The organism is Pseudomonas sp. 30_B (assembly GCF_017491605.1).
GTDB lineage: Bacteria > Pseudomonadota > Gammaproteobacteria > Pseudomonadales > Pseudomonadaceae > Pseudomonas.
The window spans coordinates 107380-123772 of the sequence record NZ_JAFGYY010000010.1; the positions used below are offsets into that span (position 1 = coordinate 107380).

Sequence of the window (16393 nt, forward strand, 5' to 3'; positions counted from 1 at the left end):
ATTGGCCGCGCCGCCAGGCGCGGCCTTCCCTTCTTCAGCTTCTGCTGAGAAAACCCAGCTGCGCCGGCGTCAGCTGCAGCATGCGCACCGCCTTGTGCTCCGACAGGCTCGGTAATTCAGCTTCCGGCAGGCGCGCCGCATTGGCGGCCAGGTTGACGATCAGCGCCTCGCGGCTGAGCACGCCACCGTTCAGGGCGTAGGCCGCCGCGATCAGGTTGCGCAACTCCAGCGGCAGGCGCCAACGGGTGCGCAACGCCGAGCCGAAGCTTGCCCCATGCTCGGCCAGCGCTGCATCCACTTCGCGCTCGCTGAGCGCTCCACCCGCGCTGTTCCAGTCCTGCAGGCTACGCAGCAAGGCCAGGTCGCCCAGGCAATGCAGCAGGCCCGCGGTGAAGCAACGATCGGCATCCGCACCCAGCGACTCGGCCAGCGCAAAGGCGCCATCGGCCGTGTGGCGCGAGAGCTGCCAGAAGCGTTCGGCATGCTCCTTGAGCAGCGGATCGTCCAGCGTCGCAGCACGCTGCAGCGCCACCGCCAGCATCAGATTCAGGGCATGGGCAACACCCAGCCGCGACAGCGCCTGCAGGAGCGTCTGGCACGGCATGCCGACGTGCCGCGCGGCACTGTTGGCGGCGGAGATCAGGCAGGCGGTGATCTGCGGGTCATGACCGAACTCCTGCTCCAGCATCTCCAGGTTGATGTCGCCGGCCTCCATGCAGCGGTTCACCGCCTTGCCGACTTCGCCCATCAGCGGGGCACCCTCGGTGGCGTCGCGCTCGGTCTGCAGAAAGCGCCCCAGCGACAGGCTCTGCTCCAGTGCCGGCAGCTCGCAGACGACGTTCTCCCCTGGCGCCAGCAACAGGGCGCGCAGGCGTTCGCGCAGGTTCTCGGCGTTGTACGGTTTAACCAGATAGGCCGTCGGCGCCAACGGCAGGGCCGCGCGCACGCTGGCCGCGTCCGCCTTCGCGCTGATCAGGATGAAGGGTTGCGCCGCCCCCCGGCGCAATACGCGGACCTGACGCAGAAGCTCCAGGCCATCGCTGCCGGGCAGTTCCTGTTCAGCCAGCACCAGGGCGAACGGTTGCCGCTTGCAGGCATCGATTGCCGCCAGCCCGTCCTCGCAGAACTGCACTGTGGCATCGCAACGCACGCTGAGCACCAGTTGGCCCAGCAGTTCGCGGCTCCAGGGATCGCTGGCCGCAACCAACACGCCAGGAGAAACGCTCATGGATCACCTCGTTCGAGACAGACGCCCAACGCCGGCACGAACAACCGATCCAGAGCGGTCCCTGCCGGTCTGCGCTTCCTCGGATGCCGCCAGCGTGAGGCCTACGGAATAATGCGCAGCGTAGTCCAAAGCCTAGGCGCTTTCCCATGAGCACCATCAATTTCGGACACAAAAAAAGGCCCGCTTGCGCGGGCCTTTTTCATTACAGCGGCTAAACCGTCAAGGCTCAGGCCAGCTCGTCGAAGCACTCGGCCAGGATGGCCAGGCCCTTGTCCAGCTGGGCGTCCGGGATGGTTACCGGCATCAGGAAGCGAATGACGTTGTAGTAGGTGCCGCAGGAGAGCAGGATCAGACCTTTCTCACGGGCACGAACCACGATCTTGCTGACCAGTTCGGCAGCCGGCTTGTTGTGATCGCCGCCTTCGAACAGCTCGATGGCAACCATCGAACCCAGGCCACGAACGTCGCCGATTACCTTGTGCTTGGCCTGGATGTCGCGCAGACCTGCCTTCAGACGCTCGCCAACAGCCTGCGAACGCTCCAGCAGCTTCTCTTCGTCGAACACTTTCAGCACGGCCAGGGCCGCGGCGCAGGCGATCGGGCTACCGGCGTAGGTGCCGCCCAGGCCGCCGGGAGCGATGGCGTCCATGATTTCGGCCTTGCCGGAAACGCCGGAGATCGGGAAACCGCCGCCAACGGACTTGGCGAAGGTGGTCAGGTCCGGAACGATGCCCAGTTGCTCGGTGGCGAAGAAGGTGCCGGTACGGCCAGCGCCAGTCTGCACTTCGTCAGCGATCAGCAGGATGCCGTGCTCGTCGCACAGGGCGCGCAGGCGCTGCATGAACGGCTTGGAGTTGACGTAGAAGCCACCCTCGCCCTGAACCGGCTCGATGATGATGGCGGCGATGTCGCGCGGCTGGGCATCGTTCTTGAAGATGCGCTCGATGCTGGCGATCGACTCGTCTTCGCTGATGCCGTGCAGTTCGCACGGAGCCAGGGCGCGGAAGATGCCGCCCGGCATCAGGCCCATGCCGGCGGAGTACGGAACGACCTTGCCGGTCAGGCCCAGGGTCATCATGGTACGCCCGTGGTAGGCGCCGGTGAAGGCGATCACGCCAGCGCGGCCGGTGGCGGCACGGGCGATCTTGACGGCGTTTTCAACGGCTTCGGAGCCGGAGGTGACCAGCAGGGTCTTCTTCGGGAAGTTGCCCGGAACGCGCTTGGCGATCTCTTCGGCCAGCTCGATGTAGGGCTCGTACGCCAGCACCTGGAAGCAGGTGTGGGACAGCTTGGTCAGTTGCTCCTGAACGGCGGCAACCACTTTCGGGTGCAGGTGGCCGGTGTTCAGTACTGCGATGCCGCCGGCGAAGTCGATGTACTCACGACCTTCGACGTCCCACACGGTGGAGTTCTCGGCGCGCTCGGCGACGACCGGGTGGATCTGGCCTACACCGCGCGGTACGGCGGCCTGACGACGTTGCAGCAGGGATTCGTTGGTTTTGCTCATAGCTTCCTCAGTGGCCGCTCATCGGGCGACCGGATCAAAGGATGAAAGCGGGGAGAAGCCTCACGCGACAGCATACGATGATCGACTGTCGTGGAACTTGCGGCCCGCCAGACGGGTTGTCCGGTGCTACCACCGGAAAACGCCGACGCGAAGGTGGCTGTCAGCTCTTGCCTGCCACCCGCGCGCCCACGGAAAAATCAGCTCAGATACCGCCGAGGCAGAGGTACTTGATCTCGAGGTAGTCCTCGATACCGTACTTCGAACCTTCGCGGCCCAGGCCCGAAGCCTTGATACCGCCGAACGGCGACACTTCGTTGGAGATCAGGCCGGTGTTGATGCCCACCATGCCGTATTCCAGCTGCTCGGCCACGCGGAACACGCGGGCCAGGTCACGGGCGTAGAAGTAGGAAGCCAGGCCGAACTCGGTGTCGTTGGACATGGCGATGACTTCGGCCTCGTCCTTGAAGCGGAACACCGGCGCCAGCGGGCCGAAGGTCTCGTCCTTGGACACCAGGGCGTTCTTCGGTACGTCGACCAGGATGGTCGGCTCGAAGAAGGTGCCACCCAGGGCGTGCGGCTTGCCGCCGGAGAGGACCTTGGCGCCCTTGGAAACGGCGTCGGCGATGTGCTCTTCGACCTTGGCGACCGCCTTGGAGTCGATCAGCGGACCGGTGGTGATGCCCTGCTCCAGGCCGTTGCCGATGTTCAGCTTGGCCACGGCGACCTTCAGCTTCTCGACGAAGGCATCGTACACGCCGTCCTGCACGTACAGGCGGTTGGCGCAGACGCAGGTCTGGCCGTTGTTGCGGTACTTGGAGATCAGCGCGCCTTCGACGGCGGCGTCCAGGTCGGCATCGTCGAACACGATGAAGGGCGCGTTGCCACCCAGTTCCAGGGACACCTTCTTGATGTCCTTGGCGCATTCGGCCATCAGCTGGCGACCGATTTCGGTCGAGCCGGTGAAGGTCAGCTTGCGCACGATCGGGTTGCTGGTCAGCTCACCGCCGACTTCGCCGGCGCTGCCGGTAACGACGCTGAACACGCCCTTCGGAATGCCGGCGCGCTCGGCCAGCTCGGCCAGGGCCAGGGCGGAGTACGGAGTCTGCGAAGCGGGCTTGAGCACCATGGTGCAGCCAGCGGCCAGGGCCGGGCCGGCTTTGCGGGTGATCATTGCGGACGGGAAGTTCCACGGGGTGATGGCCGCGGTCACGCCAATCGGCTGCTTGATCACGATGATGCGCTTGTCGGGCTGGTGGCCCGGAATGGTGTCGCCGTAGATGCGCTTGGCTTCTTCGCCGAACCACTCGAGGAAGGAGGCGGCGTAGGCGATTTCGCCCTTGGCTTCGGCCAGCGGCTTGCCCTGCTCGATGGTCATCAGGCGAGCCAGGTCGTCCTGGTTCTCGATCATCAGGTCGAACCACTTGCGCAGCTTGTTGGCGCGCTCTTTCGCGGTCAGCGCACGCCAGGCCGGCAGGGCCTTATCGGCGGCTTCGATGGCGCGACGGGTCTCGGCGGCGCCCATCTTCGGCACGGTGCCGATGATTTCGTTGGTGGCCGGGTTGTTCACGTTGATGGTCTTGCCACCATCAGCGTCGACCCACGAACCGTCGATGTAAGCCTGTTGGCGGAACAGCTTGGCGTCTTTGAGTTGCATGACCTGTCTCCTTTCGAGGAAAGCCTGTGGACGGCGGGCCTGTCTGGAGCCCCGCCCGTCTGTTGTCTGGAATGGAGAGACCGCAGTCTCTGCCGTTCATTCGCCCCGGCCGATCACCATCGGCGCCAGAGGCGAAGGTCGCCACTGCAAGGGGCGACGCCAGGCGAACGGCTCTTAGTTCGCTCGGCATGCGGACACGAAAAAACTCAGGCCGGGGTCATTGCCCGGTCTGGTCCAGTTCGCTCACGCACGGATTCCTGGATTGAATCCAAGAAGACGTCTGCCCTACAACCTTCCGGTACGCTGATCGACGGAAGCCGCACAGGGACCTGCTGTCATTGAAGACAAGCGGTTGGCACAACGGAAGAATGTCATCCCGCAGGCGGTTGGCCGGCTGGTGTGATGCCAATTCTCCGGTCTCCTGTTGTTGTGATGGGGAGGCGTTTGAAATCTCAAACGAATCCTAGGGCCCTTGACTGCAAAGGGCAAGAGCTTGTTCGACAAAACCAACGAAGGTATCAGAATGCAGAGCCTTTTCGGAGCATTTCTACCGACAGACGGCGCTTTTCGTTCGATATCATGAACGAGCGTACTGCTATTGGACGCCCAAGCCCGAGATGCGTATGATTGCCGCCTGCCGCGCCAGGCGCGGCATACGCATCCGTAGCTCAGCTGGATAGAGTACTGCCCTCCGAAGGCAGGGGTCGTGGGTTCGAATCCCGCCGGATGCGCCATCTACCTGTTTCGAGCTGCCCCCGGCAGTCTGCGGAACCACCTGAAAAGCCCGCCTTGTGCGGGCTTTCCTGTTTTTGCCTTATGCGTACCGCTTGGCGGGCCTGCCGCCGCGCCAGGCCTCGACGCCCTACGATTCCACTTCGCCATCAAAGGCTGTATAAGCCTGCTGCCATCGCGCGCGAAAAGGATATACCGCCAATGCTTCGGCTCTCGTTGCCGGCCTTGCTCCTGGCCCTTGCCGGGTGCGCCACCAAGCCTCCCGCGAACCCCGAAAACCTCTGCGAGATCTTCCGCGAAAAGCCGGAATGGCACGAAGCCGCGCTGAAGATGCAGAAGCGCTGGGGAGCGCCAATCCAGGTGCCGATGGCGATGATGTACCAGGAGTCATCCTTCAAGCACGACGCGCTGCCGCCCCGTTATTACTTCCTCGGTTTTATCCCCTGGGGTCGGGTCAGTTCCGCCTACGGCTACGCCCAGGCCAAGGACGAGACATGGGCGGACTACAAGAAAGACGCCGGGGACTGGGGCGCCGACCGCGACGACTTCGCCGACGCGCTGGACTTCATGGGCTGGTACATGAACAAGACCTACAGCGTGAACCGTGTTTCCAAGTGGGACGCCTACGCTCAGTACCTGAACTACCACGAGGGCTGGGGCGGTTATCGCCAGCGCAGTTACGACGCCAAGCCCTGGCTGAAGAAGGTGTCGCAGAAGGTCCAGGCCCGCGCCTCGCTGTACAGCGCCCAGTACAAGAGTTGCGAACAGGAGCTGTCGAACGGCGGCTGGTTCTGGTAACCCCCGACCGTTCGACCTCGCGTAGGGGCGCTCAGCGCCCCATGATCCGCCGGTACTCGTCCCGATACTGCTCGTACGGCAGGTTGCGCTGCTGCAGATCGAGGATCTGTTGCTCCTGGCTGCGCGGCGGCGGGGCGGCGTGGGCGACGGTTTCGATCGCCGTAGGCGCGGCGGGAGCCGGCACGTTCCGCTGCGGCGCTACCGGAGCGGCAGGCGTCGTGGGCGACGGCAATGGACGGGACGGCCGGGCCACCAGCAAGGCGCCGGTGATTTCCTCGACGATCTGCTCGGACACCGCATCGAGCTGCGCGGGGCCCATCGCGGCGAACAGGTCGCCGGACGCTTGCACCTCGCTGTCGTAACGGCGCGAGGCGAGTAGTTGGCCGGTGAGGCCGTCGTGGTAACGCACGGTGGAGGTGACCCACTCGCCCTCTTCGGCGCGCGGGCGGTTGTTGGCACTGTGGCCGGCGCCCACTTCGATCACCACCAGGGTGGACAGGGTGTCCGTGGCGCGCGGCTGGCCATCCTGTACCGAGAGCTGATAGTCCGCCGAATCCGCTTCTTCGCGCAGGGACTCGCGCCAGCTGTTCATCAGCACACTCCAGCGCGGGTTGGCGGCCACCTGGGCGTCGGGCTGGAAGTTCACCACCAGGTTGTGGCGGGTATCGCGGTACAGGGAAATGGGCGCGCCGCGCTCGTCGGTGCGGACCGAGGAGGAGCAGCCGCCCAGCAGGGCCAGGCTCAGGACGATGGGGAGGTAGCGCATGGTGATCCCTCTTATGCTGCGGGGCATTCTGCCAGCACTTCGTGACGCAAAGAAGCTGTCTGGAATCAGTCTTCCAGCCAGTCGTCGTCCAGACCCGAGTGATACTCCTCCGGCTCCTCGTCGTCATCCGGCTGGTCGTCGAAATACGCTGCGTCCGCGTCCAGCAGGCTGTCGAGGTCGTCGTCGAGGTCGAGCAGGTGGTCGTGTTCGGGCTCGGGGAGGTCGCGGTCGTCGTCAGTCATGGTCGATCGGCAAGGCAGGAGTGGAGGGACAGTATAAATCGCAACACCGGGGATGACGCTTTCAAGGGTGTCAGCGGCGCTTTCCAATCTTGCCGGATTGTCATCTGTCCACGATTCTCTATGAACCTCGGGCATCGCGCCGTGAATCGACGAAAGGGGTCAGGAATGAAGAATGTGGCTCAGCTGTTGAACGCCAAGGCGGACCAGCAGGTTTACACCATCAGCCCGGACGCGCTGGTGATCGACGCCTTGCGCCTGATGGCGGAGAAGAATCTCGGCGGCCTGCCGGTGGTAGAGGCCAACCAGGTGGTCGGCTTCTTCAGCGAACGCGACTACGCCCGGCGCCTGGCGCTCAAGGGTCGCAACTCGGAGGACACGCCGATCAGCGCGGTGATGACCGCACCGGTGATCACCGTGGACACCCACCTGAACATCGACGCCTGCATGAGCATCATGACCGAGCGTCACCTGCGCCACCTGCCGGTGGTGGAGAACGGCGAGCTGCTGGGCCTGCTGTCCATCGGCGACCTGGTGAAGGCGGCCATCGCCGAGCAGGCCGACCTGATCCGCCAGCTGGAGCAATACATCCGCGGCGAGTAAACGGACGCGGACGGCCGCTCAATGCGCGGTCGCCGTTTCCACCTTCCCGCTGTGCAGGTCCACCAGGCTCAGGGCACCGTCGGCGTAGCCGCTGCCGGTGTCGATGTAGTGCGTATTGCCCAGCCGACGCACGCGGGTCTGTGCCGTGTGGCCGACATACAGGCGCTCGACGCCGGGCACCCGCGTCTCGTCCTCGCCCTCGATGCGGGTGCGCGCCCACATCGCCAGCGCTGCCGCGTTGCGCCGGGCGGCGGCGCCCAGCCCTCCCGCCAGTGCCGCCATGCCGCTGTCCCAGTCCGGGAAGGCCGACGAGATCGGCGCTTCGGCGTGGACGATGCCGACACGGCGGCCCTCGCCAATCTCAATCTCGATGGCCAGGGGCAGGTGCTGCAGCCGCCGGGCGATGCGCTCGCGCTCCGCCTGCTCCAGTAGATAGAGCCAGGCGCCGCCGTTGCGGAAGTGCAGGTCGCGGTCATCGCCGGCCAGTACCGAATCGATCACCAGTTGCTCATGGTTGCCGCGCACCGAGGCGAACCAGGGGTGCTCCAGCCACTCCAGCACGCGCGGCGAATAGGGGCCGCGATCCACCAGGTCACCGGCGGCAAACAGGCGGTCGGCGGCGGTATCGAACGCTACCCGCTGCAGCAGGCGTTCGAGCAGTTCGAAATGGCCATGCACATCCCCGACCACGAAATCGCGGCCACGCAGGTTGCGCGGGAAACGTTGCAGGGGGCGTTCCGGCAACAGGGTATTCATCACCATCTCCTGGTCTGGCAAGGCTCCAGCTTAACAGCGGCAGATGGCGATCCCGAGGCCTTTCGACGAAAGCGGGATGACCTGCTGGCGTGCTGTTGCCCACGCAGCGACAGGCCAGCATGGACTGCTTCCCCAGCAGCAACGCTCACGCAGCAGAAATTAAAATTTCTTTTATATCAATGTCTTGCAATAAAATCGCAAAGCGGTACGGATGTTGCGATGTCCCCATCAAGCCAACCGGCCTTATCACGCGTGAGCCAGCACAAGAGCAACGCAACAACAGCTTGATGCCTTGCGGCGACGACCGAGCACCACAGAGCCGGCCGTCCTTTCGCCGCCCCTTGGGGACACCATGTTCAAACGCAGTACCCTTTCCCTCGCCATCGTCCTGAGTCTGGGGGGACTCGCCAGCCAGCACGCCGTGGCGGACGACAACGACACCCAGCAGAACAACGACACCAGCGCCGCGCCCACCACCCTGGGCAAGGTGGTGGTCACCGCGCAGAAGCGTGAGGAGTCGGTGCAGGAAGTGCCGGCGCCGATCACCGTGATCAGCGGCGAGAAGATCCGCGACGCCTCCCTGCAATCGGCCAACGAAGTGACCCGCTACACGCCCAACGCCTCCGCCGGCACCACCGACGGCCACGGCCGTCCGCGCTGGTGGATTCGCGGCCTGGGCACCGGCGACCAGGGCGCCAACACGGTCAGCCCGATCGGCATCTATGTCGACGACGTGTACATCGCCAACATCAGTGCCACCGGCTTCCCGCTGTTCGACCAGGAGCGCGTGGAAGTGCTGCGCGGCCCGCAGGGCACCCTGTGGGGCAAGAACACCACGGGTGGCGCGATCAACTTCATCTCGCGCAAGCCGACCTTCAGCCCCGAGGGCTACTTCAAGGTCGACATGGGCAACTACGACAATCGCATCGTCGAAGGCGCGGTGAGCGACGCGCTGGTGGACGACAAGCTGGCCGGGCGCCTGTCCTTCCACCACCAGGGTCGCGACGGCTACACCGAGAACATCAACGACAACGACGACCAGGGCGCACTGGAAGACGACGCCGTGCGCCTGCAGTTCGCCGCGCGGATCAATGACGACCTCGACGCCAACCTCAACCTGCACGCCCGCAGCTACCACGACACCGCCAGCTACAACACCGTCAGCTACGGCACCCGGCCCAACGGCACCAACCAGTTCGGCTACTCCATCGACCCGAAACTGGGCAAGGCCAACTTCAACGCCAAGTACCAGGCCGAGATCGACCAGCTGGGCAGCAACCTCAACCTGGTCTGGCAATTGGGCGAGCTGGAACTGACCTCCATCACCGCCTTCGAGCACTTCACCCGCGACGGCTGGAGCGACAGCGACAACACCCCGCTGGAATTGCAACGCAGCTACGGCTATGCCGACAGCCAGCAGTACTCCCAGGAGTTCCGCCTGGCCTCGCCGCGCACCGACCGGCTGAACTGGGTACTGGGCTTCCACTACTTCAACGAGGACCTGCAGGCGGAAAACGCCAACGCGGCGCTGACCAACCCCTACATCCCGCGCTACTACAACAACGTCAGCTACGACCAGCAGACCGAGAGCTACGCCATCTTCGGCAGCACCACCTACAACTTCACCGACGACTTCAGCCTCACCGCCGGCCTGCGCTGGACCCGCGAGACCAAGGATATCGACCTGCTGCGCCTGCAGAACCGCGGCCCCGCGGTGTTCGGCAATGGCGACTGGTGGAAGGAAGACAACGTCCTCTCGCCCCTGGTGCCCAACGCCACCCAGGACGCGAGCAACACCTGGAGCGATTACAGCTGGGATCTGACCCCGGAGTACCGCATCTCCGACAACGCCCGCGCCTACTTCCGCTACGCCCGCGGTTTCCGTTCCGGCGGCTACAACACCGGCGTGACCAGCCAGGCCACCGTCGCCACGGTGGACCCGGAATACCTCACCTCCTACGAACTGGGCCTGAAGTCGGAATGGCTGGACGGCCGCCTGAACGCCAACACCAGCGTCTTCTACTACGACTACAAGGACATCCAGCTCAACATCGTCACCGCGGTGAACAACCAGACCGTCTCGCGCCTGGCCAACGGCGCCCAGGGCGAGGCCTACGGCGCCGAGTTCGAGCTCGAAGCCATCCCCGTGGAGAACCTGCACGTCAACTTCGGCCTGGGCCTGCTGCACACCGAGTTCACCGACTACACCTCCGGCCCCAACGACTACTCGGGCAACAACTTCGTCCGCGCGCCCAACGTCTCGGCCGTGCTTGGCGCCGACTACCGCATTCCGCTGAACGTCGGCGGCGCGGTGATCCTCGGCACCGACTGGAACACCCGCAGCCGCCAGTACTTCTTCAGCAACGACCAGAGCGCCAACATGCGCAGCGGCGGATACACCCTGGGCAACGCGCAGGTGACCTACGAACTGCCGGGCGAAACCACCCGCGTCACCGCCTATGTGAACAACCTGACCGACAAGGAATACCGCAACCACACCCTGCCCGGCGGCTACCAGACCGCCGCCCTGATGTTCGGCGACCCGCGCACCTTCGGCGTCTCGGTCACCACCGACTTCTAAGCGAGGTAAACCGCATGTCCCTGATCCATCGCACGCTGCGCCGGCTGCTGCCGGCCGCCGCCCTGCTGCTCGCAGGTGGTGCCCTGGCCGCCGAGCAGCCGACCACCCTGCGCATCGCCACCGTGGCCTACGCCAATGCCGGGCAAGTCACCTTCAATGGCCCGGCCTACGTCATCGAGCGCGACAAGTGGCTGGAGCAGCAACTGGCCCAGCGCGGCATCAAGCTGGAATGGGTGCCCGCCGCCACCGCCTCGGTGGGTACCTTCGTCAACGAGGAGTTCGCCAACCAGCGTATCGACTTCGCCTTCTACGGCGACCTGCCGTCGATCATCGCCAATGCCTCCGGTGTGCAGACCCAGCTGATCGCACCCGGCGGCATCGGCAACAACGTCTACCTGGTGGTGCCGCCCGGCTCCACGGCGAAATCCATCGCCGACCTCAAGGGCAAGCGCATCGCCCTGCACCGTGGCCGGCCGTGGGAGCTGTCGTTCGCCAAGCTGCTGGAGGCCAACCACCTGAGCTTCGAGGACTTCCGCATCTTCAACCTCAATCCCCAGGCCGGCGCGGCTGCATTGAGCGCCGGGCGGGTAGACGCCTTCTTCACCCTGAGCGATGCCTTCCTGCTGGAGGACAAGCAGGTCGGCCGGATCATCTGGTCGAGCAAGCAGGCCCCGGCCGACTGGAAGATGCGCGCCGAACTCTGGGGCGCGCGGGACTTCGTCAAGGTGCATCCGGACCTCACCCAGCTGGTGGTGGACGCCTACCTGAAAGCCGCCTGGTGGGTGTCCCAGGACGCCAACCAGGCGGCCTACCAGGAGGCGCAGGCCCGCTCCGGCGTGCCGCTCAACGTATTGCAGCGCGAAGTGGCCGGCGAGCCGTGGTCGGCGCATTTTTCGCCGCTCTACGACGAGGCCCTGCGCCAGCATTACAGCGATGGGATTGCCTACAGCCAGAAGGCCAAGTTGATCCGGGGCGAGGTGAAAGTGGAGGACCTGCTGGAACCGAAGTTCGTCGAGCAGGGGTTGAAGGATCTGCAGCTGGAGAGTTTCTGGCAGGGCAGCGCCGGGCCGGCCATTGCCGCCAAGCCGTGATGTAAACCGTAGGAGCGGACTCCGTCCGCGATGCTCCTTGCCGACCGCTCGGCCGGATCGAGGATGAATCCGCTCCTGCAAGATCAAGAGCCCCTCACCCTAGCCCTCTCCCGCACGCGGGAGAGGGGACGGTTCGGAGCAGGGAGTAATCCAGGCGTCAGCCGGCACGGACGGCTCCCTCTCCTTGGGGAGAGGGCTGGGGTGAGGGGTAAGCCCACGCACCACAGCCACAGGGAGGCATCGTCGCAATCGAACCTCGTCCGCAATTGCGGGCGTGGCCCGCTCCTACAGAAAGACTCGACACTTCCGGCCGGATTAGCGCGGAATCCCGACGCCGGATGCTATCATCCAGAGATAGCATTTCGAGATGCAGAACCGCCACCGAAAGACCCTCGCCATGATCTTCCGCACGCCGACCAGTGCGGGCATCGTCTTTGCCGATATCGAGGCCCTGATCCTGCATCTGGGCGGAATCGTGGAAGAGCGCGAAGGATCAAGAGTGAAGCTGGTGCTGCATGGCCAGACCTGGCGCTGCCATCGCCCGCATCCGGGCAAGGAAGCCAAGCGCTACCAGGTCGAGGAAGCCCGCGATTTCCTGCGCCGGGCTGGAGTGGAAGCATGAGCCGCATGACCTACAAGGGCTACACCGCCCGTATCGAATTCGACGACCGCGACGACCTCTTCGTCGGCCGCCTGCTGGGGGTGCACGACATCATTAGCTTCCATGCCGACAGTGTCGGCGGTTTGCACGCCGCCCTGCAGGAAGCGGTCGAGGACTACCTCGCCGATTGTGCCGAACGCGGCGTGGAGCCGGAGAAGCCAGCGTCCGGGAAGATCATGCTGCGCATCCGGCCGGAAGTTCATGCGGCAGCGGCCATCGCTGCAAAGGCCTCTGGCAAAAGCCTGAATCAATGGGCAGAGAATGTCTTCGAGCGCGCCACGCGCAGACGCAGCGGCGGTTGAGCCTAAACCTGTAGGAGCGGAGCAGGCCTGTAGGAGCGAGCTTGCTCGCGAACAAACCCCGCTGCGGAGGCGGTTCGCGAGCAAGGACTGGACGTCCCCCTCGGCCCTACGAAAAGCGCAGTCCGCACCCACAAAAAAGCCCTCGCAAGAGGGCTTTTTCATACCGGCAGGAAACTCAGGCCGCCACTTCCAGCAGCTTCTGCCCCTGCTCCCACAGCCCGGTCATCTTCCACTGCTGCTCCAGCACGCCGGGGCCGAATTCCCGGGAGCCGCCGAGGCCTTCGGCGAGACCCTGGAAGTAGGCGCCCTCCTCGATCAGCAGGATCAGCTTGGACGCCTTGATCAGGTCCTCGCCCCAGAAGGTCGCGCCGCCGTTGGCTTCGAGGATGGCCGGGGTGTTGGGGTTCTCGGCGAGCTTGTCGAGGATGAACAGCGGCTCGGGCTGGCGGCGGTCGATGTAGATGGGCAGCTCGCGGGCCAGGGTCACGCGCTGGGAGGCGGCGTAGCGGATCGGCAGCACGCGGTGGGCGCTGGCCCAGCCGCCGAGGTAGGGCGTGTGCACGTGGATCACCACGTTCACCTCCGGGCGCACCTGGAAGATCGGTGCGTAGCGCTTGCCGTTGCCGCCCGCGCCACGGCCGCTGAGCGGGGTCGCGCCGGGGATGCTTTCGTCGAGGATCACTTCGCCGTCCCAGGTGGCGATGACCGCGCGGATTTCCTGGTCGTCCGCCCAGGGGCTGGGCGCGTGGACGGCGATGACCTTGTCGCTGTCCGGCACGCGCACGTAGGCCTGGTAGGTGTTGGTGGCGGTGAGGGTGCGGCTTTCCTTGAGCACGCGGAAGGCCTTGGCGAAATCGCGGCGGACCTGTTCGAGCTGGCTGGCGAGTTGCGGGTCGAGAGTGGACATGGAATGTCTCCTGGCAGTCGAGGATGGATGAACCGCATGGCGGTGTTCCACTGACTGAGCAGGACTTGTGCCACTCAGAAATACCAATACAAATCAGCCAGTTACGAATCACACAAGCAGACAGGAAGCCACCAGAGCCCCGAACAGGGCGGAAATTGCTGCCCGCCCAGCATCCCCTGCTGCCCTATTGCTGCTGTACAGACAAACGCCCTGCTGCCACAGCAGCACACCACCCTGAAAGCCCCGCCCCGCCTGGCCTGCAGGCTTTGGGCACAGCCCTTGCTCAAGACCCTGCACGAGCAGCACGACGCTGCCCCCGCAAAGCAAAGGAGCAAGGCCATGAGCACCGAATTCTTCTGGCGACTGCCGCTGGGCAGCGACGGTCCCTATCTCGCCTCGGACAAGAACAACCGTGGCAGCCACATCGAGCGTCCCGGCAACATCGCCCCGGGCCGCCTGCCCAACGGCGAGCCGGACGGCTTCACCTACATCGACTACATCGCCCAGGTGGCCAAGGCCGCCGAGATCGCCGGCTTCGAGGGCGCGCTGCTGCCCACCGGGCCGGAGCCGTGGATCGCCGCCGCCGCCCTGGCCCGCGAGACCCGCCGGATCAAGTTCCTGATCGCCTTCCAGGCCGCCTGGACCCTGCCGGCCTACGCCGCGCAGCAGGCGGCGATCCTGCAGAGCCTGTCCCATGGGCGCCTGGAGTGGAACATCATCACCGGCGGCAACCCCGCCAGCCAGCGCGCCAACGGCGACTTCCTCGAACACGACAAGCGCTACCAGCGCACCGGCGAGTTCCTCGACATCATCGACGGCCTGTGGAAGAACGAGCAGTTCTCCTACCAGGGCGACATCTACCAGTTGGAGAACGGCTCGCTGCCCATCGCCCTGAAGAACGTGCGCAAGCCCGGCGTGTACTTCTCCGGCTTCTCCGATCCGGCGCTGGACGTCGCGGCCAAGCACGCCGACGTCTACCTGAACTGGGCCGAGCCCATCGACAAGCTCAAGCCGCACCTGGAACGCGTGCGCGAGCTGGCCGACAAGCAGGGCCGCGAGATCCGCTTCGGCATCCGCATCGACCTGTTCGCCCGCGAGACCGAAGAAGCCGCCTGGAGCGAACTGCGCCGCCAGTACGAGCGCATCGACGCGCACACCAGCGCCTTCATCAAGAACTTCGCCACCGGCTCGGATTCCGTCGGCGCCGCGCGGCAGACCGCCTACCACCAGAACGTCGAGCGCTTCGACGACCTGATCATCGGTCCCAACCTCTGGGCCGGCTTCGGCAAGGCCAAGCCGGGACCGACCGTAGGTCTCGTTGGCAGCCACGAGAACGTCGCCGAGCGCCTCGCCGAATACCGCGACGCCGGTTTCTCCACCTTCATCCTCGCCGGCAACCCGCACCTGGAAGAAGCCCTGCGCATCGGCCAGGAAGTCCTGCCGCTGGTGCAGGGCAAACGCGCCGACATCCACGAACTCAAGGCCCGCGCCTGAGCCACAAGGAGCTGAACATGTCCCGTCCCCTCGATACCCTCTGGTACACCCGCTGCCCCGTCCCCACCGGCCTCGGCATCGCCGTGCAGAAAGGCTGGCTGGAAGAAGCCCTCGCCGAGCAAGGTACGCAGATCAAGTCGCTGCGCGAGTCCGCCGACCAGGCGGTGCGCGAGTCGCACTTCGACCACACGCTGCAGAACTCGGTGCGTCACGGTGGCAACATCCCGGCCATCTGGGCCCGCGCCAGCGGCCGCGAGACCCGCGTGATCGGCCTGTCCTGGGCCGATGAGGCGCAACTGATCCTGACCACCGAACAGAGCGGCATCCGCACCGTACGCGACCTCAAGGGCCGGCGCTTCGGCCTGCCGGACTGGAGCGGCGCGCAGATCGACTTCACCCGCGCCCAGGCCATCCGCGGCCTGGAAAACGCCCTGCGCCTGGAAGGCCTGGAAGTGCGCGACGTCGAGCTTGTGGACTTCGGCCTGAAGGGCACCTTCAGCGACGAGGCGCCGGGCAACATCGTCGGCATCACCGGTCACGGCGGCCGCCGTCGCGGCGGGCAGAACCCGGAGCTGGTCGGCCTGCTGCGCGGCGAAGTGGACGCGATCTTCCTCAAGGGCGCCCACGCCGTGCAGCTGGCACAGCAGTTCGGCCTGCACACGGTGATCGACACCGGCGCACACCCGGAGCCGCTGATCCGCGCCAACAACGGCACGCCGCGCACCCTCAGCGTCGACCTCAACCTGCTGGAGAACCACCCCGACGCCGCCACCGCGATCCTCGCCTCGGTACTGCGCGCCGAGGACTGGGCGCACCAGCACCCGGACGACACCCGCCGCTACCTGGCGCGGGAAACCAACAGCAGCGAGTTCTGGGTCGCCACCGCCTATGGCGAGGACGCCCACCTGCGCCTGCGCACCAACCTGGACGAAGGTTCGATCCTCGCCCTGCAGGACTTCACCGACTTCCTGCAGCGCTGGAACTTCATCCCGGCAAGCGTCGACGTGCGCCAGTGGATCGACCCGCGCCCGCTGGAAACCCTGCGCAGCCTTCTGGCGCAAAAAGCTGGCTGAC

General features: G+C 65.4%; 15 protein-coding genes and 1 tRNA gene. 9 read left to right on the forward strand and 7 right to left on the reverse strand.

Annotation, left to right across the window (positions count from 1 at the left end; translation table 11 throughout):
* Positions 1-34 precede the first annotated feature (34 nt).
* From J5M67_RS13205 to gabD, 3 genes are all read right to left on the reverse strand, one after another.
* Positions 35-1228 (reverse strand): HDOD domain-containing protein, encoded by a 1194-nt coding sequence (locus J5M67_RS13205; protein WP_207885782.1) that lies wholly within the window; start codon positions 1226-1228, stop codon positions 35-37.
* Between the two features lie 226 nt (positions 1229-1454).
* Positions 1455-2735, reverse strand: a complete 1281-nt coding sequence (gabT, locus tag J5M67_RS13210) for a 4-aminobutyrate--2-oxoglutarate transaminase (RefSeq protein ID WP_207885783.1) — start codon at positions 2733-2735, stop codon at positions 1455-1457.
* Positions 2736-2937: 202 nt separating this feature from the next.
* A complete protein-coding gene (gabD, locus tag J5M67_RS13215; RefSeq protein ID WP_207885784.1) occupies positions 2938-4389 on the reverse strand; it encodes an NADP-dependent succinate-semialdehyde dehydrogenase in 1452 nt (483 codons plus the stop codon).
* A gap of 657 nt (positions 4390-5046) precedes the next feature.
* Between gabD and J5M67_RS13220 the strand changes: the two genes are divergently transcribed.
* Together J5M67_RS13220 and J5M67_RS13225 are read left to right on the forward strand one after the other, a co-directional pair.
* Positions 5047-5123 (forward strand) — tRNA-Arg (locus J5M67_RS13220).
* A gap of 199 nt (positions 5124-5322) precedes the next feature.
* Complete coding sequence (locus tag J5M67_RS13225; protein ID WP_243808685.1) at positions 5323-5919, forward strand: hypothetical protein; 597 nt, start codon at positions 5323-5325, stop codon at positions 5917-5919.
* A 31-nt stretch (positions 5920-5950) separates the two neighbouring features.
* On the opposite strand, the gene J5M67_RS13230 is transcribed toward J5M67_RS13225, so the two are convergent.
* Entirely contained in the window at positions 5951-6685 is a 735-nt protein-coding gene (locus J5M67_RS13230; RefSeq protein ID WP_207885785.1) for a hypothetical protein, read from the reverse strand.
* A 65-nt stretch (positions 6686-6750) separates the two neighbouring features.
* Positions 6751-6927 (reverse strand): hypothetical protein, encoded by a 177-nt coding sequence (locus J5M67_RS13235; protein WP_207885786.1) that lies wholly within the window; start codon positions 6925-6927, stop codon positions 6751-6753.
* Between the two features lie 165 nt (positions 6928-7092).
* On the opposite strand from J5M67_RS13235, the gene J5M67_RS13240 reads away from it, so the two are divergent.
* Positions 7093-7527 (forward strand): CBS domain-containing protein, encoded by a 435-nt coding sequence (locus tag J5M67_RS13240; RefSeq protein WP_207885787.1) that lies wholly within the window; start codon positions 7093-7095, stop codon positions 7525-7527.
* 18 nt (positions 7528-7545) lie between these two features.
* On the opposite strand, the gene J5M67_RS13245 is transcribed toward J5M67_RS13240, so the two are convergent.
* Positions 7546-8283, reverse strand: coding sequence for a metallophosphoesterase (locus J5M67_RS13245; RefSeq protein ID WP_207885788.1), 738 nt, complete (start codon positions 8281-8283; stop codon positions 7546-7548).
* Positions 8284-8635: 352 nt separating this feature from the next.
* Here J5M67_RS13245 and J5M67_RS13250 point away from each other — a divergent pair, with 352 nt between their 5' ends.
* From J5M67_RS13250 to J5M67_RS13265, 4 genes are all read left to right on the forward strand, one after another.
* Entirely contained in the window at positions 8636-10864 is a 2229-nt protein-coding gene (locus J5M67_RS13250) for a TonB-dependent receptor (RefSeq protein ID WP_207885789.1), read from the forward strand.
* 14 nt (positions 10865-10878) lie between these two features.
* On the forward strand, positions 10879-11955 hold the full coding sequence (locus tag J5M67_RS13255) for an ABC transporter substrate-binding protein (RefSeq protein WP_207885790.1): 1077 nt from the start codon (positions 10879-10881) through the stop codon (positions 11953-11955).
* A gap of 367 nt (positions 11956-12322) precedes the next feature.
* On the forward strand, positions 12323-12577 hold the full coding sequence (locus tag J5M67_RS13260; RefSeq protein WP_207885791.1) for a type II toxin-antitoxin system HicA family toxin: 255 nt from the start codon (positions 12323-12325) through the stop codon (positions 12575-12577).
* Positions 12574-12918 carry a type II toxin-antitoxin system HicB family antitoxin gene (locus J5M67_RS13265; RefSeq protein ID WP_207885792.1) on the forward strand — a complete coding sequence of 115 codons (345 nt, stop codon included), beginning with the start codon at positions 12574-12576 and terminating at the stop codon, positions 12916-12918. Before J5M67_RS13260 ends, J5M67_RS13265 begins: the two co-directional genes overlap by 4 nt.
* A gap of 175 nt (positions 12919-13093) precedes the next feature.
* On the opposite strand, the gene J5M67_RS13270 is transcribed toward J5M67_RS13265, so the two are convergent.
* Positions 13094-13825 carry a class II aldolase/adducin family protein gene (locus J5M67_RS13270; protein WP_207885793.1) on the reverse strand — a complete coding sequence of 244 codons (732 nt, stop codon included), beginning with the start codon at positions 13823-13825 and terminating at the stop codon, positions 13094-13096.
* A gap of 339 nt (positions 13826-14164) precedes the next feature.
* On the opposite strand from J5M67_RS13270, the gene J5M67_RS13275 reads away from it, so the two are divergent.
* On the forward strand, positions 14165-15319 hold the full coding sequence (locus J5M67_RS13275; protein WP_207885794.1) for an LLM class flavin-dependent oxidoreductase: 1155 nt from the start codon (positions 14165-14167) through the stop codon (positions 15317-15319).
* 17 nt (positions 15320-15336) lie between these two features.
* Entirely contained in the window at positions 15337-16392 is a 1056-nt protein-coding gene (locus J5M67_RS13280) for an ABC transporter substrate-binding protein (protein ID WP_207885795.1), read from the forward strand.
* Position 16393 lies beyond the last annotated feature (1 nt).